The sequence below is a fragment of the Hoyosella subflava DQS3-9A1 genome (genome assembly GCF_000214175.1).
GTDB lineage: Bacteria > Actinomycetota > Actinomycetes > Mycobacteriales > Mycobacteriaceae > Hoyosella > Hoyosella subflava.
The window spans coordinates 4,221,643-4,248,118 of the sequence record NC_015564.1 but is presented as its reverse complement, the minus strand read 5'-3'; the positions used below and the strand labels follow the sequence as shown (position 1 = coordinate 4,248,118).

The window sequence follows — 26,476 nt, the reverse complement described above, 5'->3', positions numbered from 1 at the left end:
GGGACAGACTCCAGGCAAACAACCTGTGAGCCTGTCCCGTTTCCTGTGAATCTGGCATGCGTTCACGCCGGGATCCAGATGCCCGATGGGCGGCGGCTTGACCGGGCGCGCGACAGTGCCTCGAGTATTCTGCGCGCTAGGTGCGTCGGGCGGCTCAGGTCAGCCCACATCCACCGGATCACGAGCCAGCCGAGTTCGCGTAGCGCGTCCTCCCGTCGCTTCTCGCGCAAGACGGCGTCGGCGATCGTTTCGCCAGGCCGCAGATATCGCCCGTACTTGACTTGACCGTCGAACTCACCAATTAACCCCTCGTCGAACAGGAAGTCCGCCCGTCCGATCAGCGTGTGCTCCGCGTCGTAGACTTCGGCCTGCAACTGGGGGCTCGCTACGCCCTGTGCATGAAAGAGCACCCTGCTGCGTGACTCGCCGACGCTTTCACTGCGGCGGTCCATGAACGCGACTGCTCTGCGGGCTGCGGCTATGCCCTTCAAATTGCGTGCACGCTCTAGCGAAAGAGCAAGTTCATCCTTGGTGACGATTTCACGGTGCAGCGCTGCGTCGCCAATCACGACGGCCTGCTCGAAAGGCACGGTTCTGGCGACGTCCACGACAGTGCGTGCGGTACGCGTGACAGGTATGCCATCGACCACCTCGAAGTCCCCGGAATCGAGGGAAGCGGAATGCACCACCAGCCTGTTTTTCACTCCGCCACCGGTTCGGGACGCCCGTGTGAGGTGAATCTGCTTCAGCGGGACATTCCAGGCAGGGAGTCCGTGCAGCAGTGCGGCAGAAACATGGCTGAGGACACAATCGCTGCGCCGCTGATCTGCAGCAACCACGATCGCTCGCAGAAGGTGCTGCTCCTCATGGTTCAGCGTTTTCCACACATCGTTTGGTACATAGGTCCCGCGGCGCACGCGGAGAAGCTCTCCGGTCCGCGTGTTCTGACGCCTCTCATTGGCGGAGAGATCACGGACTAGCAGGTGTTTGTGGGCAGTGGTGAGCGAATGCATGCCGAGATTCTGCACGAGGTCGAGCGAGCACCGCTGAAGTTATCCACAGCTGTGGATAACCGCGATATACGCTGGTCGTAGGCTCATCAGAAAGAGGACAGGCGCACAAGTTATTTCCCTTGAGCCTGTCCCGTTTCCTGTGAATCTGCCCAGGTGCGCTGAAACCGGGACAGAAGTGTGCAGACAACGAAAGAATGGGACAGGCAATCGCCCGGCACGGAGGAGGATTCATGTCCGACCACACGTATCGCGTCACGGAGATCGTAGGTTCATCGCCCGATAGCATCGACGACGCGATCAAGGGGGCGATCAAACGGGCTTCGCGGACATTGCGGGGGCTGGACTGGTTCGAGGTGACTGAGATCCGAGGCCACATCTCCGACGGCCAAGTTGGCCATGTTCAGGTTGGCCTCAAAGTGGGTTTTCGGCTCGAGAATGAGAGCTAGCGTTTACGCAAAACCAGGACCAAGTTGCTGACGAGTAGCTCGCGCAGACCCGGAACCGAAGTCGTCCACCAACTCCACCGCGGATTGTAGCGGGGAAACGCGGCGAGAAGGTCGGCTTGTCCGTCAGCCGAGGACACTGACCGTGCCCACCGCAGACCTGCGGTGGCAGTGATCGGGAAAAGGGAGACCCCGAACCGGTTCTTCGGTTCCCTGCCGTGCTGGCGGCGGTACCGGCGTGCCGCGAATTCGCCGCCAAGATAGTGCCAGCGGCCTGTCTCGTGACCGCCGAACGGCCCCCACCACAGCGTGTACGACAGGACCATCAGCCCTCCGGGACGCGTGACCCGCAACATTTCGCTGGCCAGGTCCCAGGGCGTCGCCACATGCTCGGCGACGTTGGAAGAGAAACAGATGTCGATGCTCGATGTCCGGATGGGCAAGGCCATGCCCGAACCCCGGGCCGAACCTGAGAACTGAATTCCTGCGGCGTGCATTTCGCTCGGATCCGGTTCGACCGAGAGGTAATGGGCACCGCGCTCGGCGAAGACGTCGGCGAAGTATCCCGGGCCGCCGCCGACGTCGAGTACGACCGTTCCCGCGATTCCCTTGCGGCTGACCTGCTGATATAGGTCGCTCAGCATGTCCGCTGAGTCGCGGGCGATAGCCCCGTAGAAAATGTCGGGCCTGGTTTGCTCGTATTTGAAGTCGCTGAGCAATCCGACTGAGCGGCGCAAGGTAGCGCGGCGGGCGAACTGGCGGGCAGCGGGACTGGTAACGACTAGCTTGCGCACATCGATACAGCCTACGGACTGTTACGGATTGGGACACCCGGTCACAAGCCGTCGCGTGAGCGAGGTCTGCGGGTCTATTGTGTGGCAGAACCGCCCTGCACATTTCGCCGCGCCTGATGAGGCGCCGTGGTAAGGGAGCAGGCGGTCGTGATGTTGGGAGCGACGATTGCGGGAAGTACTGCTGTTGTGCTGGCGAGACACTCGCCACCCGCTGGGTGGGGGGAGCGAACGCTACCTCGAAGAAGTCGGCGCCGCTCTCGCCGCGCGAGGTGTCCGCGTGACGTTGCGCACGTCACGGTATCGAGGTTCCGCTCGTTCTGAGATCCGCGACGGCATGTTCATCAGCCGTGGCGGTGGCCGCCTGACTGTTTACCCGCGCGCGTTGCTCGCGATCCTTGCGGGACGCCTCGGCTTTGGACCACTCAAGACGGTCCGACCGGATGTTGTGATCGACACGCAGAACGGTGTCCCGTTCTTTGCGCGCCTCATCGCCGCAGTTCCGGTGATCCTGCTTGTGCACCACTGCCACCGCGAGCAATGGCCCGTGGCGGGCAAATTACTGGGCAAACTGGGGTGGTGGATTGAATCGTGGCTCTCGCCGCGAGTGCATCAGGCAAGCCAGTACCTTACTGTTTCGCTCCCCTCGGCAGAGGAACTCGGCGGCCTCGGGGTCAGTCCTGACCGGATCGCCGTCGTTCGCGCAGGTGCGGATGCGATTCCCCCCAGTGTCCAGATAGGTTCCGTGCGGACACGCTCAGCTGAACCGCGGCTGTGCGTCCTGTCCAGGCTGGTGCCGCACAAGCAGATCGAGGACGCGCTGCATGCGGTGGCCCGTTTGCGGACAACACATCCCGACGTTCAGCTCGATGTGATCGGGGACGGATGGTGGATGCAGCCGCTGCGCGATTCAGTGCGCGAACTCGGAATCGAATCGTCAGTTACCTTCCACGGGCACGTCAGCGAGGCACGTAAGCATGAGCTGCTGTCGCGGAGCTGGGTACACGTGATGCCATCCCGCAAGGAGGGCTGGGGGCTTGCTGTAATCGAAGCCGCACAGCACGGCGTGCCGACAGTGGGGTACGCGACGTCGAAAGGCCTCACAGACTCGGTGATCGACGGGGTGACTGGTCATCTAGTGGCGACACCGGCGGAGCTGACCGAGGCCATCGAAAGCCTGTTCGTCGACGCTCCGCGGCGCCTGTTCATGGGTGAAAAAGCGAGGATCCGGGCCTCGGAGTTCTCCTGGGATCTGTGCGCAGACGGCGTGCTGACAGTGCTTGAGTCGGCGGCTGCCGGCAAGCCTATCGCGGGCATTGTCAACACCGCTCCCTCAGAGCTGGCTGACGCTGCCCGCTCCGCGTGACTTTCGGCGCCGCTGCGCTAGCAGGATCAGGCCACTGAAGACTATGAGCCCCAGCCACGCGTAGTGCGCGGCGATCACGGTGTTCCGGTGGGCGGTGGGCGCCGAAAGGTCTGCCGGTTCACCAGGCACGCGGTACAGCGTCAAGTCATTGTCGGAGTACACGTGTTCGAGTTGCGCCAGCGTGTCGCTGGCATCGCCGTGCAGTCCGGGGGTGTTGTGCTCGACGAGCACCCACGCGGCGCCGAGACTGAGGAGCCTGCCTGGGCCCTCTCCTTCCAGGAGTGCGGTCTGCGCACGCTGGCCACGCTCACCTTCACCACGGACGATTTCGCCGCCGACGATGAGGTCGCCAGCGCTGAGAACGTCGCGCGGCAGCAGGCGTGGTGCGGGATCGAGCACCACCACGTCGCCAGAGAAGGGAAAGACGCGGAACATCCCGGCGGGCAGAACCGCGACTGCCCCGTGCGGCGGCCCAGTGCTGACGTGTTGTGCGACGGCTGCCCAGCCGGCCGGGTAGTGGACTGGGCGGAGGTGGCCGCCCGCTCCCCAGGCTAAGTCTGGCAGCACAGCAATGAGCATCCCGCTAACGAGGGCTGGAACAGCGACGGCAAGGCCGGTGCTCGCAGCGCGGGCCAGGAAGATGACGGTCGCCGCAACGCACAGCGCGTAGAACGGCATCGCAAGCGCGACGAACTTCTGTGTGTCACGCAGCAGGCCACCGCCAGGGAATCCAGCCGTCACTGCCGCGAGCGCGGAAATGCCCGCCGGAGTGGCCGCTAGCGCGGGCAGAACAACCGCGAGCCCGGCGACGATGCCCAAGGGTCGTGCCTCCGCCGCCCGGGCCTTCCACAGTTGCCAGGCGCCGAGGGCGACGAGTCCCAGTAACCACGCGGTTGCTAGCAGGGCGACTGGGGTGGTGCGGCTGAGCGGCACGGATTCCGCATTCCAGATACCTCCAAGCCCGGCAAGACTGCCGAGAGTGGCGAGACCCGGTTCCGCACGCGCAGCGAATGCTTCTGCCCCTGCTTGACCAGAAACACCGGGTGTCCCGCTAACGAGCGCGGCGGTGAGCCAGGGTGTCGCGGCGATAGCAGCCATCCCGAGCACGCCCACGACGCGCACTGGGTGGGTCCGAAGGCTGCCCACGGTGAGGCTCAAGGCGAGCACGAGCGCGAGGATTGCACCCGTCGGGGTCAGTGCCGCGCAACCGATGCTGAGAGCGAGCAGCAGCCACGCAGCGTTGTCGCCGCGCGAGATGCGGAGGGCTGCCACCGCAACCCACGGGAGGGCCGCGTAGCCCACCAGCAGACTCCAGTGTCCTTGAAGAAGCCGTTCAGCGACGTAGGGATTCCAGATGGCCACCGTGACCGCGGCGCATTCTGCGCCAGGCCCCGCCCCGAGCCCATAATCCGGACGAGTCAGCACCGCGCGAACCAGTGCGGCAGCGCCCCAGCCACCGAGCATGAGCGCGAGGAACAGTATCGCCACGACTATCAGGCCACCGTCGATGAACCGTGAAAGCGTACTCAGGAGCCAGTCTTGCGGGACTGCCCGCGGCGCGGCGTCGCCGAGACCGAGTGCAGAGTCGGTCAGATACGACCGTGGCGTGCTGACGGCGTCGCGAAACAGCAGGTAGCCGGGCTGTAGGAGCGGAGCGAGGATGAGAATAGAGAGGAACGCACTGTACACGGGTGCGATCAGTTGGTGACTCCTCGCTACCCGCATGGCGGCACCATAAACCGCAAATGTCGTAGTTCATTCGACAACACGCCATGATGGTGGGATGAATGTGGCCTCCCAGCGAAGTGCGGTAGTCGCTGGGGTGTCCGTTGTCGCGGCCGGCTCGATGACGGCGAATGCTGCCGCCTACCTACTGCATCTGCCTGCGAGCAGATGGCTCGGCCCGGCGGGATACAGCGAGTTCGCGAGCCTACTGGCGGCGCAGCTCATTATCGCCGTGCCGGCCCTGGCCCTTCAAATGGTCATCGCTCGTGAGGTCGTCACCTCGAGACTCGCTGGCCGGGACCGCACTCCTCAGCTGCGGCAGCTCGGATATGCGAATGCCGTACTTGTGGCGACAATCGCGGTTCTGCTGGTTCCAGTGACCGCCGCTGTGCTCAATACATCGCTTGTCGCCGCCGCTGCGGCTCTGCTTGCGGCACCGGTCCTGGTGCTGCTGGCAACCGAGCAGGGACTCCTGCAAGGCCAGCAGCGGTTCGGTGAACTCGCGGTGGTGCTGGCAGGCGCGGGTGTAGCTCGGGTTGCACCGGCTGTAGTGGCGCTCGCTCTAGGGGGCGGGCCAGCGGTCGCGCTTGCCGCTGCAGCGCTGGGGGCCGCCGTTGCGGCTGCATGCGCGAATATGCTGGTCCGGAGGGGGACCGCCGTCGAGGGGGACGGACTGGTTCGAGACAGCGACATGCGCCGCCTCAGCGTAATGACAGTGCTGCGCGCGTCGCACATCCAGCTGGCAATCGTCGTTTTCACTTCGCTGGACCTCGTGATCGCCAGAGTGGTTTTCGAAGACACCGTTGCGGGCCAGTACGCGCTGGGGGCGGTTGCAGCCAAAGTGGCCTTCTGGTTACCCCACGCGGTGGGCATAGTGATTTTCCCGCGGATGGCGAACCCTGCGCTCACCAAATCAGCTGTGCGCTTCATCGTCGTCGTCCTCGCGGGGCTCGGAGTTGCGATGGTTGCCGGGGCGGCACTGCTGGCTCCGATCGTCCCGTTCCTTGTGGGGGAGGACTATCGGCCGATAGTCGGTCTGCTGTGGCTGTTCGCGGCTCAGGGCGCGATCCTGGCGATCCTGCAGGGGATTCTCCTGTCGGCTATCGCCCGTGACCGCACAGCAGTGTCCTTCGTTGTGTGGGCCGGCCTTGGTGTCGAGGCGGTCCTGCTGCTGACACTGCCCCTCACGATCACCTCGTTCTTGATCGTCGCGATTTGCTGCGCTACGGGGACAACTGGCGTTGCGCTGGCGACGGTGATCGCCTCACTCCGGCGGTGACAGGGCATGCTGGAGCCATGACGGCATCACTCAGTGATCTTGCGCGCCAGTGGACGATTGCAGTCTCAGCGGTGGTCGCGGTAGCAGGTGCTGCCGTGGGTTCCGGGGGACTTGGCGGCACTCCGATCTCAGAAGCCGCCGAGGGCGCGCTAGCTGCCGACGCTACCTTCGTAGCTCCCGGAGGGCCAGCGTTCGCCATTTGGTCGGTGCTGTATGCGGGGTTCGCTGCACTGGCAGTTTGGCAACTTTTCCCAAACCAACGCGTAAACCCGAGGCTTCGGCAAACGGGCTGGCTCATCGCGTTGGCGTTGCTTCTGAACGGCTTTTGGCCTCTGTCGGTGCAGTTCGGCTGGCTCAACGCAAGCGTCGCTGTGATCCTCGGACTCCTCGCAACACTGGCCGTAGTTTTCGGTCGGTGCCTGCGCTCACGGCCGAACGGCTGGCTCGAAGCGGTCCTGCTGGATGGTGTGATGGGACTGTTTCTAGGGTGGGTTGTTGTCGCGACTATCGCCAACATCGCCGCCGCAGCGAAAGCGGGAGGCGTAGGGGACTTCGTGCTAGGCGGACAACCGTGGGCAGTCATCGTGCTGGTCGTTGCCGCTGGCGTTGGTGCAGCCCTGGCTCTGTTCAGTGGTGGGCGGATCGCGGTGGCCATCCCGATCGTCTGGGGGCTAGCTTGGATCGCCTTCGCGCGAATCGCTGGTGCTCCCGAATCGACCGCGGTGGCGGGCACCGCAGTAGCCGCGGCGCTGGTGGTGGCTCTTACCACTGTCTTTGCTCGAGCCACACGTATAAAGACCGGCGAGAGCGGATAGTCCAGGTGGTGGAGGAGGAGTGGTGACTGTAGAGGACCGCGTGGTTGTCGTCGGGGCCGGCATTTCGGGTCTCGTGGCGGCGAGACAATTGCAGCGTGCAGGGCTGTCGGCTGTGGTGTACGAGGCGAGTGATGAGGTGGGCGGCCGGATCCGCACCGATATCGTTGACGGGTTCCAGCTCGATCGCGGGTTTCAGGTTTTGTTGCCGGCATATCCTGAACTACGCCGGCAGGCAAGCCTCACCGATCTGAAATTGCGTGCCTTCACGCAGGGAGCCGCAGCCGCCACAGAAGACGGTCTACGCTGGCTAGCTGGACCGTGGCACGGGCGGTCGGCGCTCAAAGGCAGTGTCTCATTTGCCCTTCGCTACCCAGCGGCTGCCGTAGCGCTTTCGGCCCTGGCGGCGCGGGACGCGGTCGCTCCAGCATCCTGGCTGCGTCGCCCGATCCCTCGCAGCACGGGCGAGGAGCTGCGGCGATGGGGAGTATCCCGAGGCGCCATCGAGGAAGTCATGCGGCCTTTTCTGGCCGGAGTATTCCTCGATCCGGCGCTCGAGACTCCAGCGCGGCAGTTCCACCTGATCTGGCGATGCTTCATGCGCGGCGGCGGCTCTGTCCCCGCCGATGGCATGCAGGCGCTCCCACGGCAATTGGCTGCCGATCTCACGGAAGGCTCAGTGATCACTGGCGCCGAGGTGGACGAAATCACCGAATCTGGTGTCCGTCTGCGAAGCGGGGAGGACGTTTCCGCAGCCACTGTCATTGTCGCGACCGACGGCAGCACCGCCGCTCGTCTCTTGCCGGAGGTTGCTGCTCCGCAATGGCATGCGGTCACCACTTTCTACTACCGCGCGCCGAACACCGTCTTCGATTCGCCGACCCTGCTGGTCGACGGTCGAAGCGAGCTTCTGCTTAACACAGTTGTGCTCAGCGATGCTGCCCCGGAGTACGCCCCGCCGGGGGAGGCGCTGGTGGTCGCGTCGGTACCGGGGCACGCAGATGAGTCGCTCGAGTCGGCCGTGCGTCAGCGGCTGGGCGAGCTATACGGCTCCACCCGCGGGTGGGAATTGCTCGCCACCTATCCGATTCCGCGCGCATTACCCGTCTCGAATCCGAACCAGAGCTTGCGGCAGTCCGTTCGGGTGCGGCCGGGCCGATACGTCTGCGGCGATCACCGCGATACTAGTTCGATCCAGGGAGCGTTAGTCTCGGGCCGCCGCGCGGCGACTGCGGTCCTGAAAGACCGCGGGATGCTACCGCAGTAGGGAATTCAGGGGGTCTCATGCCTTGAAGACTCGAACTCAGTGGTGTCGATGTCGTCGATTTCGCGATGCTGTGTGTCCTCATGCGGCATGTACAGCGAAACAGCAGGATCGTCGTCTGCGGCGGCTTCATCTTCGACTGCTGTTTCACCCTCAGTCTCCCCGGGCTCTGCGGCAGACTCGTCGCGGCGTGACGCGGAGATGCCCATGAGTATTCCGAAGCCAGCCGTCAGCAGCCCGAAGAATCCAACAAGCCAGGGAGCGGCAACGGAGACGGGACCGACACTCCACACGAGCCCCACCCGGTCACGTTCTTTCTGCGCAATCGAGAGCATGCTGCTCACTGTGCTGTCGGTGTATCGGGTGTCGTAAGAGATGACCGGTACCGCGACATCGTCCGGGCCGGTGCCGAAGAACTGAGTGACCTGCTCGCGCGAATCGACAATGACACCGCTCGCCGGTTCAACCCACAGATCGCGCGTGGTCGTTGAGAACCGATTCATGAACAGGATTTCACCGCCATCAGCGTCGCCCTCTTCGCTGACACCCCAGACATCGCGGGTAAGGCCGACTCGGTTCGTCTGGTCTCTTGTTGCCCGGAAGAGATCTACCGGCTCAAGTTCCTGCTGATAGTGATACACGGTCACACCGTCGATCGATGTTTCGTCGACAAAGTCGATTTCTGTGGTTGACCGCGACATCACATCAAAGAATGGGTAGCTCCGCTTTCCCGCGCCGTAAGGGAACTTGTACTGCAGGCCGTCACGTGGAAGTGCCTCAGCGGGTCGCTCCCGGTCTGTCTGGAGCGACCCCGCAGGGTCATTAGTCGGCAGCGCAGTAGAGCGATCGACAGTGACCCGGTCGATGCTCGCGCTAAGAAGACCTCGCCCGGGCGTCGTGTCTGCGCGCAAGAGGGTCAGGCCGCCCTGCAGCGTCGCGACATCACTGTCCGCTGGATCTTCGACTGTGACGTACAACTGCTGACGAAGTGGGATGTCCGCGTCGACTGCGTCCTCCCCGTCACCCGACAGCAACGCCGCCGCATCGAGGAATTCCCCGGTCCCCTCTGACACCTGAACTGCTTCGTAGTCGAGGGGCAGCTTCTTGAGTTTCGGGATCGTGTAGAGCGGAAGCAGTACAGCGCTGACAAGGAGGAAAACGCCGAGGCCCACGAGCACGGACGCGATCAAACGCTGCGAGCCCCCAAGGCGTGATGTCATTCGGTTTCTCCTCTGAAATCGTTCAGCGCAGTCGAGCGCGCCCCGACCCTAACAGGTTCCCAGCAGGAAACGTCGAGACGAAAGCACATCAGGGCTGCATGTTGGACTCAATTCGATACCTATCGCTGACCGGATATGTGTATGATCTGCTGTTCCCCGGCACACTGGATGGGAAATGAAGGTCAAGCAGCAGGAGCGCAGCCCCGATTTACGGCCTGCGGTCGCGGGGTCAGCGGGTTTCTTGCCCGCTTTCGAAGGGATGCGCGGCGCCGCTGCGCTCGGCGTGCTGCTCACCCACGTTGCATTCCAGACCGGTGAAGTTACCGATACGGTCCTGGGCCGAGTGTGGGGGAGATTCGATCTTTCGGTCGCCCTGTTCTTCGCGCTTTCCGGGTACCTGCTGTGGCGGCCGCATTCGCGTGCGGCGCGGGGCTTTTCGGATCCGCCACGAATTGCCCGATATGTCCGCCATCGGCTGGTTCGCATCATGCCGGCCTATCTCGTGGTGGTCATTCTTGTCCTGGTGCTGCTCCCCGAGGCGCGTACGTCGAACATGCAGGTGTGGTTCGCCAACCTGACGCTCACGCAGGTGTACACGCCTTTCACTCTCGTCGAGGGCCTCACGCAGATGTGGAGCCTGTCGGTGGAGATGGCGTTTTATCTCGCGCTGCCCCTCATCGCTGTCCTGCTTACACGGCTGCGCGGACGGTACGCGGGTTGGCGAATACCCGTGATTCTTCTCACGGCCGCCGTCAGCCTCTCCTGGAAGTATGTGCCGATCGAAACAGCCGCCGGGGTGCACCACGACAATTGGCTCCCGGGTTATCTGTCGTGGTTCGCTGCGGGGATGGTCCTGGCTGAACTGGCCGTGGCGCCCGCACCCGCGATTGTCAGGATCGTTCGCGCGCGGTTTGTGATGCCGCTAGCTGCGCTTACCGCGTTCGCGGTCGCGGTCTCGCCACTTGCAGGTCCACCAGGCCTGGTGGAGCTGCACCCCCGCGAGTACGCGGTGAAGATCTTCTGCGGAGCAATGCTCGGTTTCGCGCTGCTTGCACCGATCGCTCTTGCGGAACCTGGCCACAGGCATCGCATTCTCGCGAGCCCCGCCGGGCTCATGGTAGGGCGGTGGTCCTACGGGATCTTCCTCTGGCACGTCGCGATTCTGATGGTGGCGTTCCCGATTCTGGGCGTCCCAGCGTTCTCCGGTTACATGATTCCCGTGCTCGCAGTGACGGTGGCGCTGTCTCTGGCGGTCGCGTCGGTGAGCTACGCGCTGGTCGAAGAACCGTCACGCCGCGCGCTGCGCGGATGGGAAGCACGAAAAAAGGAACGCAGCGAGCGGTCCTCGGTCGTACGCGCGGGTCACGTGCTGCCGGAGCCTCGCCGCCAGGGCGGCAAGGCTGCGATCACGACAGCGGTGACGGCTAGAAAGGCCAGCAACTGAAGCCACCCCGAATGGCCCAGGTAGCCCGACGGGGCACGCCACGGGCCGGTGGAGAGTGCCGCTGCTGCGGAGCCCATTGCCAGCGCGGAAATCCCCGTGAGGAGGCGAGAAGCGGTAGCGGGTCCCCAACGCTTCGTCACGGCGACGGCGGCGGCCGCCAGAAGCGCGGCGATGGCTGTCCCGACCGGGCCCGCGATGACGTAGACAGCGATGAGTGCGCCGAACGGGGCGATGAGGTGCGGCCTCCACGGCGTAGCCGCTTCCCTGGGACGAGCGGGACGTGTGGGTATCACAGTCAGGAAGATGAGCGGCACAAGGAGGAGGAGGCCACCAAATAGTGCCGTGCGGTATATCTGGTCGTAGCCGAAGGTCAGCGTGACCTCGCCGGAAACCCCGGACGGCACGATCCAGCCCTGCTGCCACCCGTTGACCGGCACCGGGGTCAGGACCGTCCCATTGGAATCCGTGGCTATCCACGCCTCGTTGTAGCTTTCCGGCACACCGAGGATCCGGTCTGTGTCGGCAGCCGGGATCGCCACGGTACGTTGCGTTTCTTCCCAGTTCACAACGGCAGGTGCGACGGCCGTGACTGCGCCTGGTGCCGTAGGTTCGGCAGCGAGCGTCAGAGTGTCGACGATGAAAGGCGAGCCGGGGTCTGCCGTGACTTCTACCTGGCCTGCGGGCAGGGAAAGTGTCTCTTCCCCGCACAGTTCGGCGGGTACAGGGGCTCCGGCTCGAAGCTGGGAAGCCCTAGCCGAAATTGACATCGGGACACTCGCAGTGCCTGACGTTACTTGGGGGCCGTTCTCACAACCGATTTCGATGATTCGGTCTTCATCAGCTCGCTGGACAGGGATTTCATCGTCTTCACCGAGAACCGCTAGCTCAGCGAGACCCGGTGGCATGACAGGAGACCAGCCGAACAGATCCGGTGTTCGGACCTGTTCCCAGTCGGTCAGCGTCACAGTGACACTGCTCGTGACGCGTGGTTCCATCTCGATGACCGAGTCTTCGCCCGCGCGCAAACTTGCCGTGACAGCGCTATTTCCGTTACTGACCCGGACTTCTGTCGGTCGTGCGGGGGCCGGACCGGCAGCGGGCGTGATCCGGACGGCCCGCACCATCTCAGGCTCAGGGAGTCGCAGCGTAAGGCTGGGCCGCGCGTCATCGGCGGGAGTTGACCCCAGGGGGGCGTACCACACCGTAGTCGGGTCACCGTCTGCCGCAGCGAACGCGTTCCCGCGAGGATCGTCGATGCTGCTGGCGCCTTCGACGGAAAGGGCGCTCTCGTCCGTGAGAAGCTCATCGAGCCCATCGCCGGGGACAGCGCGGACCGTCATCTCTGGGGTCACTTCGACCGGCTCTTCGACAACGATACGGCGGTTCAATTCGCCTGCTTCTTCGGGGGCGAGGGCTAAGTCCGGCGCGCACAGGACCTGGTCTGGTCCGTCAACGCAGGCACGCCTGCCCGGAAACTCCTGACCCAATTCCCAGGCGGTGACTGGAGCCTGGGTGGTTAGTGGGGGCAGTGTCTGGATACGGCGAACGGGGACCTCACGACCGTTGGCTTCTACTGCGACGTTCGCGATGCCGAACTGATCCCCCCGCGTTCCAGTGTCGGTGCTTCGCGCAGTAATGCGAACCCAGTCAGTAGGACCCGCGGGGACTGCGACAGTGACCGGTTCTCCCGGGGACTCGACGATTGCGGTTGTCGACCCGTTTGGCGTAGTCACGTCGAGTACCCGTACGGTCGGGCCAATCGCCTCCGGGCTCGTCGTAACTCGTAACAGGACCCGCTCCAGCGGTTCGGGGAAATCCAGGCGCAGCCACTGTCCCACCGCAGCCTGAAAAGTGCTGCTCAGCCACGATGTGTCGGGATTTCCGTCCACCGCAGACGCCGGCCCACGCCCGGGCTGCACGGCACCAAGCTGGGCGGCGTCGCCCGCTGAGGAGGAAACGGTGACACTCGCGCCTTCGGACTCGGCGACGATGAGCGGGGCACTCGCGGCATAGTCGGGGACCCGGTTCTGGGTACGGCGCGGGTCCTCAGGCGCGAGCACCGCTGAGCGCTGGTGGTCTACCCTGCCGAAGTCGGTCTCGCGGGCTCGCGGGGTGTCGGTGACGGTCACCCCGCCGATCGGAAGCTCGGCACGTTCAGCGTCGCTGCTGATCAGAATGGGCACCGGCGCGCCGTCCGTTTCCGGTCTTTCGTTAATCCGGACGAGGCTCTCTGGGCCACCTTGAACGATCGGGACGGCATCACTGTCAACCAGGTACGGCCCTGATGGCCATTCGCTCCCCACCGTGACGCGGTAGATCTCCACCGCGGGGAGCGGAACACGCAACCCCGCGCCACGCACCGCCGTGTTGCGCGCCGCAGCGTCGCCAGAGTCACCGAATTCGGCGACCTTCTCGAACCCCGGAGAAGTCTGTAGCGACTGCCTAACCAGAAGGGGGGGAACCGTGCGCGACGTTTCGGGATCAAGATCATTTCTAACGACAAGGTAGCGATACCCTTGAGCGAGCAGTGCCGGTGCAAGCCCAGGGGACGACCGGCCGTCGGCCAGAACCCGCTGCATGGCGTCGAGCGACCTGATGCCACCGGGCGGAATCAGCGGGATCACATCCCGCACTCCCCATGGGGTCTGAGTGAGCGGCTGGAGTGGTTCATCGCGCGTCAGGCCCCAAGTCTGCGACCCGAACGGTGACGCGGGAACGACCAGTGCGCGGTCTGCTGTAGCACCGTCTCCTGAGTTGTCAGCGAGCCAGACGGCCGCCTGCTCCCAATGGTCAGGAATCTCGCTGTATGCGCCCCGCGGCGCGAGCTTCCCTGTCCACGCCACAGAAGTGGCCACGACGAGAGCAATGATTGTCAACGTGCCGACCGCGACGAGGGGGTGACGCTCCGGGCGGGCGAAGGCAGTCCGCCACTCGTCGCTCCGGACCGCACCCGGGAGCGGCACGCGTCCGAGCAAGTGCGCAATTCCAAGCACGATCGGTAACCTGATCAGCGGCTCGATCTTGTGAACGTTTCGCAGCGGCGCACCGCTGCCATCGAGGAACGCGCGGACCTGATCCGCAATGGGGGAGCCGAGATCCCCGGCGTAACCCGCCCCAATGCCGGCGAGGCCGACAACCAAGATGAAGACGAGCCGCCCTTTCGCTGGCATACCTCGCATACACAAGCCAGCTAGCCCAGCTGCCGCGACAGCGCCGGTTGCCAGCACGGTCACCGGTTGCGTCACAAGGGCTGCTCCAGCGACCCGGTCGGGTGACACGAACGGTGCCCAGCTGTCGGTTCCGCGCAGCACCTCGACCAGCGATGTCCAGCGCGTCGTCGTCCCCGCTGACTCGATATAGTCCAGGAACGGTGGACTTACCGCCCCCATGAGGAAGAGCGGGATCACCCACCACAGGGTCGCCATCAGGCCAAACGGAACCCACCATGCGGTGAATGTGAGCCAGCGCCGATTCGGGCGATGGGCAATCCACCAGAGCAGAGCGAGCGCGGCGCCGCCCGCCGTCGCGACCGCATTGATCGCGCCCATGCATGCCACCGCGAGAGCGGACCCAGCTGCGAGCTGCCACAGCGGACGACGTGATGTCCCGCCAAGAGCGAGTATCACGGGGAGCAGCGCCCACGGAGCGAGCATCATTGGTGTGGTCTCCGACGAGATCGCTCCGATGGTCGTCAGCACACGGGGTGACAGCGCAAACGCTGTCGCGGCGATGACACGCGAGGGGCGGCTGCCGATCCCTAGAGCTTCCGCAACACGGATGATCCCCCAGAATCCCGCCGTAAGGAGGAGCGCCCACCACAGTCGCTGTGCCACCCAGGCGGGGATGCCCACGGAATCGAGCACAACAAAGAATGCACCGTGGGGGAAGAAATAGCCGTAAGCCTGATTCTGTACCTGGCCGAAGGGTGACAGACTGCTCCACAAGTGTGCCGCGCGACCGAGAAAGCCCTGTGGATCGACCGAAAGGTCAAGCTTGGTGTCTGCAACAATCAGGCCAGGCGACTGCGCGAAACTGAGAAGCAGAGCAACGCCGAACGCAAGAAACAGCCCACGCCGCGGCAATGGACTGCATGATTGGCGGGAAAGCTCGGGTGTCAAAACCCCTGGATGCCCCGGTCGCTGCTAGCGCGTTCCGTATTCGGGCTGGTTCAGCAGACTGTCCTGTTCCTGCACCACACGGTCGATGTCGGGGCGTGCGCTCTGCTCGGCAAACGTCGTGCCCGTGATCACCAGAGCGAACGCGAGAGTCGTGCCCGCGAAGGCACTAATTGCCCCGGGGATCAAAAACCTCATATGAACTCTCCTCGTTGCTCTGCCTGACCAGATCCAGAGTAGTGCCTCCGGCTAGCATGGCCCAGCATTGCTGTGATGTAACCCATAGACGTGTCGAGCGTGTCCTTAGGTAGTTTTTAGCATCTTTTCACCCTCGGCGCTGAAAGCGCTGAGTAGTGTGCGCAGTTTCACCGTTGTTTCGGCGAGTTCGTCGTGCGGTCTCGAACCTCGGACAATCCCCCCACCAGCGAAAGCGCGGGCGGTGTTGCCCCGAAGTTCCGCACAGCGGATGGCCACCATCCACTCGCCGTCACCGGCCGCGTCACACCACCCGACCGCCCCAGCGTAGAAGCCCCGGCTGGCTTCGTGCTCATTAATCGCGCGCATCGCGGCATCGTGCGGGGTGCCGCACACCGCTGGGGTGGGGTGAACCGCCAGCGCAAGGTCCAGCGCTGTGGTTCCACTGTCGCGCAGCTCACCAGTGATCGGGGTGCCGAGATGCCAGACGTCCGGAGTGGCGAAGAGCGCAGGCGTATCCGCAATCGCGAGTTTCCTGCACAGGGGCGTGAGCCGGGCGCGCATCCAGTCGACGACGAAAGCGTGTTCGTGCTGATTCTTCACTGAGGAGAGCAGATCTGCGGCGCGGGCTTCATCGACGGCCGGATCTGTAGAACGCGCCGCCGTCCCTGCGAGCGGCCAGCACGAAACGGTGGTGCCTTCGCGGCGAATGAGGGTTTCGGGGCTAGCTCCGACCAGGTAGCTGTTGGTGTATGACGCACCCGCCGGCGAGAGGTCTGCGCAGAATCCGTTCCCCACGTGGTCGAGTTCGACAAGACGTGCGAGTAGCGACAACGGCGGAATGTCGGCACCACAACTCACGAGTACAGATCGCGCGGCCACAACTTTCTCCAGCACTCGCGCGTCAACCATCGCCAGAAGGTTTTCAACGACTCGGATGTGCTCACTAGGAGTGGGGCTTTCGGCAACGATGCGCCCGTGTGGAAGTGGTGGCAGACCAGGCGGAGCCTGCCACGGGCCGCTGTGAAACTCGTGCCGTTCGGGGCTGAGAAGAGCGCAGCGATCTTCTGCGCGGAAGGGGATCGCACCGACGACAATCGGGGCTGATCCGGTTCGCAGCGCAGACCGGGCTGCGGTGATATCCCCATAGGTGGCGCGCACCCCCGACGCGACCAGGGTTCGGTGCGGCCGCGACAGCACAAATCCGGCGTGATCCACATTGGTGAGTATCGCGTGACCGCTCGGCGGCGTGGGCGCCGGGTCTGGTGAGGTCAGCGTTCTTCGTTGGGCGGAACGATCAGAACCGGGCGGTGACAGTGCTTGAGTACCTGGTCAGCAACGCTGCTGTGCAGCAGTGCCCGAACACCCGTGGCACCGCGCGTGCCCGTGACGATGATTGCTGCGTCCAATTCGTCAGCGGCATCGACGATCGCCGCCCACACGGTGGTTTCCGTTTCGACACAGCGGCCGTCGGCCTGCAGGCCGGCCTCTTCCGCGAGCCGCACGCCCTCGGCGTTAACGGCCTTGGCGTCGGTGAGGGCAGCGTCTTCTTGCTGGATGTCGGGAACCCAACCTGGCTGCATCACGCCGCTGAGACCAGAGATGCGCGCAGCCTGCCGCGCCAACGGTTCCCAAGCGGTCACGACAAGCGCGCGTCCCGCGCTGAGAAAGTGCCCGGCATATCGAATCGCGCGTTGTGCGTTCTCGGAGCCGTCGTATGCGACAAGGATCAGATCAGCTGAGCTGGGCGCCATCGCTTCCCTCCCAACAACATGGTGCCTCGCGGGCAGCTATCGGACGAATCCGGCGATGCAGTCGAGCCTACCCTGCGCAGCCGTCGTTCGGCAGCAACCTCAGCCCGCGCCGGTAGGATTCGGTGCAGTCGGCCGAAAGGGAGAACGGATGAAGCTGTACAGCCGGGCAACGCGAGCGCTCGCACGACCCGTCGCCGCTGCTGCGATTGCATCGGCCCTGGCTGCGTCGACGCTGGCGTGCACAGCATCGGACACCGAAGAGGGTGGCGCACCGGCTACAGATACCTCGCCCGCAGCACTGACGACAGGCAATGCGTCACCGGCGCCGACGTCGGAACCGCCTGCGGTAGCGGCATGTTCATCCAGGGACGAGTTCCTTGCGCAACTCACCACACGCCAGAAGCTGGCACAGCTGCTGAACGTCGGTGTCACCGGGAAGGCTGACGCGCTGAGCGTGGTAAACGGCGAGAACATCGGCGGAATCTTCGTCACGAGCTGGGCCGACCCGAACTTCCTCGCCAGCGGTGAAGTCCGCGACGTGGCGGCGGAATCAGCAGTGCCGCTCATGGTGACGATCGATGAGGAAGGCGGGCGTGTAAGCCGCGCTTCCCACGTAATCGGTCAGGCGCCCTCGGCCCGTCAGGTGGCGCAGACACTGACGGTTGATGAGACTTACGAGCTGGCGAGGGAACGCGGTGGTGCGCTGCGCGAGCTAGGAGTCACTGCCGACTTCGCCCCTGTCGTGGATGTGACCGTCCAGGCTGACAGTGAGGTGATTGGGGACCGCGCATTTGGCGCCACCCCCGAAGCCGTCACGGAATACGCCGGAGCATATGCCCGTGGCCTGCGCGACGCGGGCGTCCTTCCAGTCCTCAAACATTTCCCCGGGCACGGGAGTGGGACGGGCGACTCGCACTATGAAGGTGTGACCACCCCACCGCTCGATGACCTCATCGAGTGGGACCTCGTGCCGTACCGCAACCTCATTGACGTGGGTGCGGCCGTCATGGTCGGCCACCTCACTGTGCCCGGACTGACCGAAGAGGGTCTGCCGTCGAGTCTCAGCCCGGCGACGATGTCGCTGCTCCGCGACGGCGAAGGCTATGGCGCTGAGCCTTTCGATGGTTTGATCTTTACTGACGACCTGGGAAGCATGCGCGCGGTCACGGACCACTTCGACATCACCGAGTCGGTACTTCGTTCATTGCAGGCCGGAGCAGATGTTGCCCTCTGGATCTCGACTGACGCGGTGACCGACGTTCTCGACCGCCTGGAGGATGCTGTCGAAAGCGGCGAGCTGCCGCTTGACCAGGTTGAACAGTCAGCGGTACGCGTCGGTGTTGCGAAGGGCCTCGTAGACTGCTGAAGTTTGATTGGGCACGTCCGCTGCCGTGATCCGCTCCACCCCGTAAACTTACCCCCGGGTAAGTTAGGGAAGTGTGGGTGGCACATCGATGACTGGACGGCCGAAGCGATTGCCGCGAGCGATCCGTGAGCAACAGATGCTTGACGCAGCGATCGATGTCTTCGCGGAGCATGGTTACCACGCGGCCTCGATGAACGCGATCGCTGCGCGCGCGGAGATATCCAAACCGATGCTGTATTTGTATTACGGATCAAAGGATGAACTCTTCGCGTCGTGCATCCGGCGCGAGAGCACGCGATTCCTCGATGCGCTCACCGGTGCAGCCGACCCGAGCCTGTCGCCGAGAGAACAACTGACACACGGAATCAGGGCCTTCCTAGGCTTTGTGCACGAGAACCGTCAGTCGTGGCACGTCATGTACCGCCAGGCGATGTACCAGAAGAGCTTTGCTGATCTCGTCACGGGCAGCCGCGAGCGCGCGATCGAACTCACCGCCTTGATCCTGCGGTCCAGCAGTCGGGAGCCGCACAGCAACGAGCAGTTCCGGCTGATGGCATCGGCGCTTATCGGTGCGGGCGAAGCGGTAGCGGATCGCATCGCCGATGGGTCAATTGACAAAGAAGCTGCCGTAGATCTTCTCGTCAACCTCGGCTGGCGTGGTCTCGCGGGGAAGAAGCCGCAGTGATGTAGCCGTACCCACCGTGGAGGTGGATTTGGCTACATCAGGTGATATGTGCCGGAAAGCGCAGAACGCCCCGGCCCCCACGAGGGGTGCCGGGGCGCTCCAAATACGCCGTAGAAACTACCGCGCCTCGATCTTCGCGGTCAGATGAGCATGTTCCTTCTTCGGGTGGCGCAGCGCGAGTTCCCACCCGCTGTCGGTCTTTCTCGTGAAGACGGCGACCTTGGCGGGAAGCAGCACCGGCTTACCGAAGTCGACGGTGTACGTCGTTGCATCGGGAACGCGGCCTTCCAGGATTCCAAGTGCCGCTGCGCAAGTCCACATTCCGTGTGCGATCACGGTGGGGAAACCGAACGCTTTCGCACCGATCTTCGACACATGGATCGGGTTGCGATCCCCCGATACGTCTGCGTACTTCGCAATCTGCTTGCCAGTCACCTTGATGGTGGTGGTGGGCAGTTCGCCAGCAGCGCCGGGAGCCTCGTCGATCTTCTCGGGCCGGGGCTGATCACTCAGGCTGGTCCGCTGCTTACGCAGGAACGTGCTGACCTGGCGCCACGCGAGTTCGCCCTCGATCGTGATCTCGGTGACCAGATCAACGAGCAGGCCGTTTCGATGTTCACGCATGTTCTCGGCGTGCACATCAATGGTGAGGGTTTCGCTCACGGAAATCGGGCGGATCTGCTCGATCTTGTTGGACATGTGGACCATGCCCATGGCGGGCAGTGGAAAGTCCTTCGAGACGAGCAGATTCATCACAGCCGGAAAGCTCAGCACGAACGGGTAAGTGATCGGCAGGGTGTCGCGCAAGCGCAGACTGCACACCTTCACGTATTCGGCGAGATTGTTCGCGTCGATCTTCACGTCAGCGATGCGAAGAGTCCGATCTGGGAGCCCTTCTGCCTTCGCACCGGGGAGCGGCAGCATGCCAAGAACTGCCTTGGCATAGTTCTGCAGCATGCCCTGCTGGTCGAGGATCTGAATGTTCTTTTCCGCCATCATGCACCCAGGAGGCTCTGGCCGCAGACGCGTACCGTGTTGCCGGTGGTTGCACTCGAAGCGGGGCTGGCAAAGAACGCGATCGTTTCTGCGACGTCCACCGTCTGACCGCCCTGGAGGAGCGAGTTGAGGCGGCGTCCGACCTCCCGCGTCGCAAGCGGAATTGCGGCGGTCATCTGCGTCTCGATGAAACCGGGCGCTACCGCGTTGATTGTGATTTCTTTCTTGGCAAGGTCGCTTGCCTCAGCGTCGACCATGCCAATGACACCGGCCTTCGAGGCTGCATAGTTGGTTTGCCCGCGGTTACCGGCAATGCCTGCGATCGACGAGACGTCGACGACCCGGCCGCCTTCCTTGAGGCCACCGTTCGCGGCAAGGGCTTCGGTGATGCGCTTCGGCGCGAGCAAGTTGACGCCGATGACCGAATCCCAGCGTGCATCGTCCATGTTCGCAAGCGTCTTGTCGCGAGTAATACCGGCGTTGTGCACGACGACATCGAGCCCGCCGAACCGCTCAGCGGCCTCTGCGATCTTCTCTGCGGCATCGGCAGCTGTGACATCGAGAGCGAGTGCTACGCCGCCGATCTTGTTCGCTACCTCAGACAGTGCGTCACCGGCTGGCGGAATGTCAGCCACGATCACCTTGGCGCCATCACGGGAAAGCACCTCAGCGATGGTCGCACCAATGCCGCGGGCGGCGCCGGTGACAAGCGCAACCTTCCCGTCGAGTGGTTTGTCCCAGTTCGCTGGAGCAGTGGCCGACTTCTCGTTGACTCGGATGACCTGAGCGTCCACGTACGCGGACTTCGCGGAGAGCACGAAGCGAAGCGGCGCCGCGAGGCCCGAGAAATCTGTCTTCGCCTTCGGTGAAACGTAGATCAGGTTGCAGGTGGCGCCCCGCCGGAGTTCCTTCGCCACCGACCGGGTGAACCCTTCGAGGGCGCGCTGAGCAATCCGCTCATCGGTCTTGCGAACCAGCTCGGGCGTCGTACCGACAACCAGGACGCGCGCCGACGGTGCGGTTTTACGCATCAGCGGCTGGAAGAAGGTGTAGAGCTGCTTCAGTTCCTCGATCGTTGTGATGCCTGTCGCATCGAAGACGATTCCGCCGAACTTTTCGGTGTCGTCACCGGCCAGCTCGTAGTCAGAAAGCAGATCGCGGATCGGTTCGACGAGACGCCCTGAACCACCCACCAGGAGCGGGCCGGGGAGAGGCGGCTCGCCCTCCTTGTAGCGGCGCAGCGTTTCAGGCTGCGGCAAACCGACCTTGCTCGCGAGGAATGCCCCCGGAGCGGACGAAATCAGTGTTGAGTACAGATCGGAGCTTCCCTTTTTAGACACGGGCCACCTCTCGTGAGTGATGTCACTCTGTTGCCATCTTTGCAGTTTCACTACCGCGTGGATTGCCGCCGTAAACGCCGTTGTGCATGGCGTTCGCCGGTTACCCCCCGACGCGTTGTATCCTGCACGAATGTACGGCGGAATACGCGGTATCGACAACCAACTTACCGGTGAGTAAGAATACGCGGTAGTCCAACACTCCCGAATTGTATGGAGACGCAAAGTGGCAACCTCGAAGGCTAACGCTCCCGAAGGGCGTCAGACCAAGCCCGTCGCGATTATCGGCGGCAATCGTATTCCGTTCGCTCGGAGCAACAAGACGTACGCCAAGGCTTCGAACCAGGACATGTTCACCGCAGCACTGGACGGTCTTGTCAGCCGGTTCAGCCTGCAAGGTGAGCGTCTGGGACTTGTCGCGGGCGGTGCTGTTCTCAAGCACAGCCGCGACTTCAACCTGATGCGCGAATCGGTGCTTGGTTCCGCGCTGTCGCCTTACACGCCTGCGGTCGACGTTCAGCAGGCATGTGGCACCGGTCTCACCGCACTGAGCATCGTCGCCGACCAGATCGCGCTCGGCCGCATTGACGCTGGAGTCGGCGGTGGCAGCGACACAACCTCCGACGCGCCCATTGCGCTCAACGAGGAACTCCGCGGCGTTCTCCTGGACCTCAACCGCGCGAAGACCGCCGGCCAGCGACTGAAGCTGCTCGGCAACCTGCGTCCGAGCCAGATTGTGCCGTCAATCCCCGAGAACGGTGAGCCCCGCACTGGCCTATCCATGGGTGAGCACGCGGCGATCACTGCCAAGGAGTTCGGCGTCAGCCGTGAGGCGCAGGATGAGCTGGCGGTCGCTTCGCACCAGAACATGGCGTCGGCGTGGGACAAGGGTTTCTTCGACGACCTCGTCACGCCTTACCTCGGTTTAGCTCGCGATGACAACATGCGTGGAGACTCATCCGTGGAGCGGCTCGCGAAACTGAAGCCGGTCTTCGGTGTCTCGCTCGGCGACGCGACGATGACCGCAGGAAACTCGACACCACTGACGGATGGTGCGTCAACGGTGCTGCTGTCGAACGACGAGTGGGCCGCGGAACGCAACCTGCCGGTACTCGCGTACCTCCGCGACTACGAAACAGCTGCGGTTGACTTCGTCCATGGCCCCGATGGCCTGCTCATGGCGCCAACCTATGCGGTGCCCCGCATGCTTGCGCGCAACGGCCTCACACTTCAGGATTTCGACTTCTACGAGATCCATGAGGCGTTCGCGTCTGTCGTGCTCTGCACCCTCCAGGCGTGGGAGTCCGATGAGTACTGCAAGGAGCGCCTCGGCCTCGATAGTGCTCTCGGCAAAATCGACCGGAGCAAGCTGAACGTCAACGGGTCGTCGCTTGCTGCGGGACACCCGTTCGCAGCTACTGGTGGCCGCATCGTCGCGTCCGTTTCCAAAATGCTCGCTGAGAAGGGCTCTGGCCGCGCACTGGTTTCCGTCTGCGCTGCAGGTGGGCAGGGTGCAGTCGCCATCATCGAACGGTAAGAGTTTCGCCCTGAATCGTGAAGGACTTTCCCTCGTGCGGAGGGAAAGTTTTTCACGATTTTTCTGTAGGTAACACGACCGCGGTGCTGTGCGATACGCAAGTAGTCCCGCGCTGACATCCGACCCCCGACCCGGTGGAAGCGCGGGATTCTTCGTTGTGTGACACCGGGAGCCGATTCGCCGGCTTCTCCGGGCAGCGCTTACGCTAGAGCGGAACTGGGACAAAGCGCGTGTTCTTCAGCGACACCCGTATGGGGAGGCAGGGGTAGGCACAGTGGCAGGCAATGATCAAGGTGGATCAAAACGAGGTTTCCGCACGATCGTCGTCACCCTCGCTGGGCTGATCGTCATTGCCGCCGTCGCGTACATCCTCGATTGGGTAACCTCGAGCGGCAAAATCCCGAGGGGCGTTACGGTTGCCGCCGTTTCAATTGGGGGTCTGACGCCTGAGCAAGCTGAAGCCCGGCTGCGACGCGAGATCGAGCCGCGCATCGACGAGCCGTTCACGGTGGTAGGCGGGGACGTGCAAGTGGACCTCCTGCCGTCCGAATCAGGGCTCAACCTGGACTGGGACGCGACTGTGGATAGGGCGGGCAGTCAGCCGATCAATCCGCTGACTCGATTGATGGCGCTATTCCGTGAGCGCGAAATCGGATATGTCAGCGCGGTGAACGACCCCCAACTCGATGCTGCACTTGATGATGTGCGCGAAGAGATCGACCGCGAAGCCGTGGAAGGGGACATCGAATTCGACGGTGCAACACCAGTCGCGGTTGAACCACTCGATGGGCTTGTCGTAGAGCCAGAACGAGCGCGCGAGGTGATCATCGAGAACTGGCTGGCTCGCGAACCGGTCGAATTGCCTGTTGAGGTGGACGAGGTCACGGTCACCCCGGAAGGGGTCGAAAGCGCGATGCGTGAGATCGCGGAGCCCGCTGTCGCGACATCCCTCGTCGTCATCGGCGAAGATGACACGGAAGCTGTGCTCGAGCCCGAGGAAGTTGGGGACTTCCTCAGTTTCCAGCCCGATCAGGATGGTGGCCTCGAACCTCTCTATGACGTCAATGCGGCATCCACGATACTTTCGCCGCAGCTCGCGGACACCGAATCTCCAGCGGTGGATGCGACAGTGCGGGTCGGCTCGGAAGGTCCGGTCGTTGTGCCGCACCAGGACGGGCGCGGCGTGGATTGGGACGAGACATTCACCGATATCGACAATTTGATGCGTGAGACGTCGAACCGGACCGTGACCGCCACGTACAGGACCACTGACGCTCAGTTCACGACTGAAGAAGCTGAAGAACTGGGTATCAACGAAGTCATCGCGGAGTTCACGACGGGTGGATTCACTCCAAATTCTGGTGTCAACATCCGGCGCGCGGCAGAGCAAGTCAACGGAGCCGTGATCAAGCCGGGGGAGACCTTCTCACTCAATGATCACACTGGTCCGCGCGGCTACGCGCAGGGTTACATTGACTCCGGCATCATTTACAGCGGGCGTCCGTCAACAGCGGTCGGCGGTGGCGTCAGCCAGTTCGCGACGACCCTATACAACGCGGGATACTTCGCGGGTCTCGACGATATCGAGCACACCGAGCACAGCTATTACATTTCTCGCTATCCCGCCGGCCGGGAAGCAACAGTGTTCGAGGGCTCGATCGACCTGCAGTTCCAGAACCCGTACGACACCGGCGTCCTCCTCGAAGCGTACGGAGACATGTCCTCGGTGACTGTCCGGGTGTGGGGCACCAAGACGGTAAACGTGGAGTCCATTAACGGCGGACGCTGGGACTATACGCAACCGCGGCGGATCGTGCTCCCGGCTGGGCCGAACTGCCAGCCCAGTAGTGGCGGGCAGGGCTTCACGACAAGCGATACGCGTGTGATCACCGACGCGAACACCAACGAAGAGATCTCACGCGAGACACGAACAGTGACGTACGAGGCGCAGCCCGTCGTTGTGTGTGAACAGCCGACTCCGCCGCCCGCGCGGGAGCGCGACAGCGACGATGACGACGACGACAACGGTGCCCCGAGTGCCCCTCGGGACGACCCGGCACCCGAGCCGCCTCCCGCCGGAAACGGTGATGAACCGCCAGCTGAGCCCGAAGGTGAGTGAGGACCGAATGACAGTGGCCGAAACGTACTCAGCGCTCGTCGCTCGTGAGAGTGGCGATGGTGTGGTCTTAGCCGCGGAGGAGCGCAACGAATCTGATTTGCCGGCAGGCGAACTCACCATCGCGGTTCATTATTCGAGCGTTAACTTCAAGGATGCGCTCGCGGTGAGCCCGCGCGGAGGGGTAGTCCGGGAATACCCCATTGTCCCGGGCATCGATCTAGCAGGCGAAGTAGTTGCGTCAGAACACCCCGGCTTTGTCGCTGGTGACCTGGTGCTCGCCCACGGGTATGAGATCGGGGTCAGCCGCGACGGTGGATTCGCGGAATTCACGCGCGTACCGGCTGATTGGGCAGTGAAACTCACCGCCTTGTCACCTAGGGAGGCCGCGACAATTGGCACCGCCGGTTTCACCGCCGCGTTGAGCGTTGCTGCGCTGCTGGACAATGGCGTGACACCAGAGTCGGGCCCGGTGCTGGTTACCGGCGCGACTGGAGGCGTGGGCAGCGTCAGTGTGGACCTGCTTGCTGGACTGGGGTTCGAAGTTGTTGCGTCAACTGGTAAGTCCGATGCCCATAGCCTGTTGCGTGAACTCGGTGCAGCTCGGGTAATCGGTCGGCTTCCGGAAGATCCTGACGCCAAGCCGCGACCCCTCGGCCGGTCGGAATGGGCTGCCGCAGTCGATTGCGTGGGAGGGGCGACACTCGCATACGTGCTGAGCACGATGAGGTACGACGGTGTCGTCGCGGCAAGCGGCCTCACCGGTGGCCCCGGGCTCAACACGACAGTGTTGCCGTTCATACTTCGAGGAGTTCGCTTAGTCGGTATCGATTCGGTGCAACTGGGTATCGAACGTCGGCGTGAGGTGTGGGCGCGGCTGCAGACGGACCTTCGCCCGAAGCACCTTCAACTCGTCACGAACGAGGTTGCCGCGCGCGACGTTAGTGACGTCCTCGCCACCATCAAGAAAGGTGGGGTGACGGGTCGGACCGTGGTGCAGATCCAGGGTGGATTCTGA

21 protein-coding genes are annotated in these 26,476 nt (G+C 63.6%); 11 read left to right on the top strand and 10 right to left on the bottom strand.

Translation table 11 applies throughout. The features are described from left to right. Nucleotides 1-62 precede the first annotated feature (62 nt). On the bottom strand, nt 63-1,013 hold the full coding sequence (locus AS9A_RS19750) for a hypothetical protein (protein WP_041452269.1): 951 nt from the start codon (nt 1,011-1,013) through the stop codon (nt 63-65). Between the two features lie 230 nt (nt 1,014-1,243). Between AS9A_RS19750 and AS9A_RS19745 the strand changes: the two genes are divergently transcribed. After that, nucleotides 1,244-1,459 carry a dodecin gene (locus tag AS9A_RS19745; RefSeq protein ID WP_013808911.1) on the top strand — a complete coding sequence of 72 codons (216 nt, stop codon included), beginning with the start codon at nt 1,244-1,246 and terminating at the stop codon, nt 1,457-1,459. Here the strand turns inward: AS9A_RS19745 and AS9A_RS19740 are convergent. Continuing rightward, the gene (locus AS9A_RS19740; RefSeq protein WP_013808910.1) at nt 1,456-2,250 is read right to left on the bottom strand and encodes a class I SAM-dependent methyltransferase; all 795 of its coding nucleotides are present in this window, start codon (nt 2,248-2,250) and stop codon (nt 1,456-1,458) included. The two genes, AS9A_RS19745 and AS9A_RS19740, sit on opposite strands and share 4 nt — an antisense overlap. Before the next feature lie 166 nt (nt 2,251-2,416). On the opposite strand from AS9A_RS19740, the gene AS9A_RS19735 reads away from it, so the two are divergent. Beyond that, nucleotides 2,417-3,613: a glycosyltransferase family 4 protein gene (locus AS9A_RS19735; protein ID WP_013808909.1), complete on the top strand. Its 1,197-nt coding sequence runs from the start codon at nt 2,417-2,419 to the stop codon at nt 3,611-3,613. On the opposite strand, the gene AS9A_RS19730 is transcribed toward AS9A_RS19735, so the two are convergent. Continuing rightward, complete coding sequence (locus AS9A_RS19730) at nt 3,581-5,338, bottom strand: hypothetical protein (protein WP_013808908.1); 1,758 nt, start codon at nt 5,336-5,338, stop codon at nt 3,581-3,583. The two genes, AS9A_RS19735 and AS9A_RS19730, sit on opposite strands and share 33 nt — an antisense overlap. Before the next feature lie 58 nt (nt 5,339-5,396). Between AS9A_RS19730 and AS9A_RS19725 the strand changes: the two genes are divergently transcribed. From AS9A_RS19725 to AS9A_RS19715, 3 genes are read left to right on the top strand one after another with little or no spacing between them, the layout of a single operon-like run. Beyond that, entirely contained in the window at nt 5,397-6,617 is a 1,221-nt protein-coding gene (locus tag AS9A_RS19725; RefSeq protein WP_041451238.1) for a polysaccharide biosynthesis protein, read from the top strand. Between the two features lie 17 nt (nt 6,618-6,634). Then, nucleotides 6,635-7,432, top strand: coding sequence for a hypothetical protein (locus AS9A_RS19720; RefSeq protein ID WP_013808906.1), 798 nt, complete (start codon nt 6,635-6,637; stop codon nt 7,430-7,432). 22 nt (nt 7,433-7,454) lie between these two features. Continuing rightward, nucleotides 7,455-8,696, top strand: a complete 1,242-nt coding sequence (locus tag AS9A_RS19715; RefSeq protein WP_013808905.1) for an NAD(P)/FAD-dependent oxidoreductase — start codon at nt 7,455-7,457, stop codon at nt 8,694-8,696. Between the two features lie 5 nt (nt 8,697-8,701). On the opposite strand, the gene AS9A_RS19710 is transcribed toward AS9A_RS19715, so the two are convergent. Next, entirely contained in the window at nt 8,702-9,913 is a 1,212-nt protein-coding gene (locus tag AS9A_RS19710) for a DUF3068 domain-containing protein (protein WP_013808904.1), read from the bottom strand. A 175-nt stretch (nt 9,914-10,088) separates the two neighbouring features. Here AS9A_RS19710 and AS9A_RS19705 point away from each other — a divergent pair, with 175 nt between their 5' ends. Next, entirely contained in the window at nt 10,089-11,357 is a 1,269-nt protein-coding gene (locus tag AS9A_RS19705) for an acyltransferase family protein (protein WP_083826613.1), read from the top strand. Here the strand turns inward: AS9A_RS19705 and AS9A_RS19700 are convergent. The 4 genes from AS9A_RS19700 to AS9A_RS19690 form a co-directional block, all read right to left on the bottom strand. Continuing rightward, a complete protein-coding gene (locus AS9A_RS19700; protein WP_013808902.1) occupies nt 11,276-15,439 on the bottom strand; it encodes an alpha-(1->3)-arabinofuranosyltransferase domain-containing protein in 4,164 nt (1,387 codons plus the stop codon). The two genes, AS9A_RS19705 and AS9A_RS19700, sit on opposite strands and share 82 nt — an antisense overlap. Nucleotides 15,440-15,499: 60 nt before the next feature. Beyond that, a complete protein-coding gene (locus AS9A_RS23455; protein WP_013808901.1) occupies nt 15,500-15,670 on the bottom strand; it encodes a DUF2613 domain-containing protein in 171 nt (56 codons plus the stop codon). Nucleotides 15,671-15,775: 105 nt separating this feature from the next. Next, nucleotides 15,776-16,885 (bottom strand): isochorismate synthase, encoded by a 1,110-nt coding sequence (locus tag AS9A_RS19695; protein ID WP_013808900.1) that lies wholly within the window; start codon nt 16,883-16,885, stop codon nt 15,776-15,778. 53 nt (nt 16,886-16,938) lie between these two features. Next, entirely contained in the window at nt 16,939-17,421 is a 483-nt protein-coding gene (locus AS9A_RS19690; RefSeq protein WP_013808899.1) for a universal stress protein, read from the bottom strand. A gap of 148 nt (nt 17,422-17,569) precedes the next feature. On the opposite strand from AS9A_RS19690, the gene AS9A_RS19685 reads away from it, so the two are divergent. Continuing rightward, nucleotides 17,570-18,787, top strand: coding sequence for a glycoside hydrolase family 3 N-terminal domain-containing protein (locus AS9A_RS19685; RefSeq protein ID WP_013808898.1), 1,218 nt, complete (start codon nt 17,570-17,572; stop codon nt 18,785-18,787). Between the two features lie 88 nt (nt 18,788-18,875). Next, nucleotides 18,876-19,472, top strand: coding sequence for a TetR/AcrR family transcriptional regulator (locus tag AS9A_RS19680; RefSeq protein WP_013808897.1), 597 nt, complete (start codon nt 18,876-18,878; stop codon nt 19,470-19,472). A gap of 117 nt (nt 19,473-19,589) precedes the next feature. Here the strand turns inward: AS9A_RS19680 and AS9A_RS19675 are convergent, their stop codons facing one another. Together AS9A_RS19675 and AS9A_RS19670 are read right to left on the bottom strand one after the other, a co-directional pair. After that, nucleotides 19,590-20,468, bottom strand: a complete 879-nt coding sequence (locus AS9A_RS19675; protein WP_013808896.1) for a MaoC/PaaZ C-terminal domain-containing protein — start codon at nt 20,466-20,468, stop codon at nt 19,590-19,592. Beyond that, nucleotides 20,468-21,808 (bottom strand): 3-oxoacyl-ACP reductase, encoded by a 1,341-nt coding sequence (locus tag AS9A_RS19670; protein WP_013808895.1) that lies wholly within the window; start codon nt 21,806-21,808, stop codon nt 20,468-20,470. Before AS9A_RS19670 ends, AS9A_RS19675 begins: the two co-directional genes overlap by 1 nt. 223 nt (nt 21,809-22,031) lie before the next feature. Here AS9A_RS19670 and AS9A_RS19665 point away from each other — a divergent pair, with 223 nt between their 5' ends. The 3 genes from AS9A_RS19665 (at nt 22,032) to AS9A_RS19655 (ending at nt 26,476) form a co-directional block, all read left to right on the top strand. Then, a complete protein-coding gene (locus AS9A_RS19665; protein ID WP_013808894.1) occupies nt 22,032-23,342 on the top strand; it encodes an acetyl-CoA C-acetyltransferase in 1,311 nt (436 codons plus the stop codon). A 274-nt stretch (nt 23,343-23,616) separates the two neighbouring features. Then, nucleotides 23,617-25,461 carry a VanW family protein gene (locus tag AS9A_RS19660; protein ID WP_013808893.1) on the top strand — a complete coding sequence of 615 codons (1,845 nt, stop codon included), beginning with the start codon at nt 23,617-23,619 and terminating at the stop codon, nt 25,459-25,461. Nucleotides 25,462-25,468: 7 nt separating this feature from the next. Further along, nucleotides 25,469-26,476, top strand: a complete 1,008-nt coding sequence (locus AS9A_RS19655; protein ID WP_041452263.1) for an oxidoreductase — start codon at nt 25,469-25,471, stop codon at nt 26,474-26,476.

Excerpts from the sequence above, each read along its gene's own strand:
- AS9A_RS19705 (WP_083826613.1), top strand. The coding sequence starts at position 10,089 with ATGAAGGTCAAGCAGCAGGAGCGCAGCCCCGATTTACGGCCTGCGGTC.
- AS9A_RS19655 (WP_041452263.1), top strand. The coding sequence starts at position 25,469 with ATGACAGTGGCCGAAACGTACTCAGCGCTCGTCGCTCGTGAGAGTGGC.
- AS9A_RS19730 (WP_013808908.1), bottom strand. The coding sequence starts at position 5,338 with ATGCGGGTAGCGAGGAGTCACCAACTGATCGCACCCGTGTACAGTGCG.
- AS9A_RS19745 (WP_013808911.1), top strand. The coding sequence starts at position 1,244 with ATGTCCGACCACACGTATCGCGTCACGGAGATCGTAGGTTCATCGCCC.
- AS9A_RS19680 (WP_013808897.1), top strand. The coding sequence starts at position 18,876 with ATGACTGGACGGCCGAAGCGATTGCCGCGAGCGATCCGTGAGCAACAG.
- AS9A_RS23455 (WP_013808901.1), bottom strand. The coding sequence starts at position 15,670 with ATGAGGTTTTTGATCCCCGGGGCAATTAGTGCCTTCGCGGGCACGACT.
- AS9A_RS19685 (WP_013808898.1), top strand. The coding sequence starts at position 17,570 with ATGAAGCTGTACAGCCGGGCAACGCGAGCGCTCGCACGACCCGTCGCC.
- AS9A_RS19675 (WP_013808896.1), bottom strand. The coding sequence starts at position 20,468 with ATGGCGGAAAAGAACATTCAGATCCTCGACCAGCAGGGCATGCTGCAG.
- AS9A_RS19720 (WP_013808906.1), top strand. The coding sequence starts at position 6,635 with ATGACGGCATCACTCAGTGATCTTGCGCGCCAGTGGACGATTGCAGTC.
- AS9A_RS19710 (WP_013808904.1), bottom strand. The coding sequence starts at position 9,913 with ATGACATCACGCCTTGGGGGCTCGCAGCGTTTGATCGCGTCCGTGCTC.
- AS9A_RS19725 (WP_041451238.1), top strand. The coding sequence starts at position 5,397 with ATGAATGTGGCCTCCCAGCGAAGTGCGGTAGTCGCTGGGGTGTCCGTT.
- AS9A_RS19750 (WP_041452269.1), bottom strand. The coding sequence starts at position 1,013 with ATGCATTCGCTCACCACTGCCCACAAACACCTGCTAGTCCGTGATCTC.
- AS9A_RS19690 (WP_013808899.1), bottom strand. The coding sequence starts at position 17,421 with ATGGCGCCCAGCTCAGCTGATCTGATCCTTGTCGCATACGACGGCTCC.